Annotated in this window: 1 protein-coding gene; it reads right to left on the bottom strand. The window is 45.0% G+C overall.

Going from position 1 to position 947, the window contains the following annotated elements; translation table 11 throughout:
- Positions 1–848 (bottom strand): NADP-dependent isocitrate dehydrogenase (locus A3763_RS19645; protein WP_197483000.1); only part of this gene is annotated, 848 nt, incomplete at its 3' end.
- Between the last annotated feature and the right edge of the window lie 99 nt (positions 849–947).

The raw sequence follows: 947 nt of genomic DNA, 5'->3' as shown, positions 1-947 counted from the left end.
TTTTCAAAAAGTTCTTTGAAGTAAACAGTAACCGCATGCCCAAATACGATCGGATGCGAGACCTTCATCATGGTGGCTTTAACATGTAGAGAGAACAACAAGTCAGCTCTTCTTGCACCTTCCATCTCTTCTTCAAAGAACTGACGCAAAGCTTTAACACTCATAAACATGCCATCGATCACTTCTTTCTCAATGACAGCTGTCTTTTCTTTAAGTACGGTCACTTTTCCATCTGCTTCAACAAGTTCAATACGAACATTGCCAGCTTTTTCAATTACCGTAGACTGCTCTTGGTCGTAAAAGTCGCCGCTACGCATATGGGCAACATGTGTACGTGACGCCTGACTCCACTTACCCATGGAGTGTGGATATTTACGCGCATAGGCTTTAACGGAAGGTGGCGCGCGACGATCTGAATTACCTTCACGCAGAACAGGGTTTACCGCACTACCCAACACTTTGGCATACTTTGCTTTAATCTCTGTTTCTTGCTCGCTGCCAGCTTCGTCGGGGTACTCAGGAATATCATAACCCTGATCCTGTAGCTCTTTAATTGCTTCTTTCAACTGAGGAATTGATGCACTGATATTCGGCAATTTAATAATATTGGCTTCCGGATGTAGCGTTAATTCGCCCAACTCAGCTAACGCGTCTGGTACGCGTTGCTCTTCAGTCAGTTTCTCGGGGAAGGCTGCCAAGATACGTGCAGCTAAAGAAATGTCGCTCTCATCAACGGACACGCCAGCGGCGGAAGTGAAAGCGTTGAGTATAGGAAGTAAGGAATAGGTTGCCAGTGCTGGCGCTTCATCTGTTTTTGTGTAGATAATCTTGGATATTTCTGTTGTCATTTTTTCCCCAAACTGTACCGGTAGGATAACCAATGGAACTAATTTTACACACTGAGGACCTGACAACTCGTGATCACCAGACCCAGCGAAAATTATGCG

The sequence above is a fragment of the Oleiphilus sp. HI0128 genome (assembly GCF_001635365.1).
The sequence above is the reverse complement of the archived record's forward strand: the minus strand, read 5'-3'. Positions and strand labels throughout refer to the sequence as shown.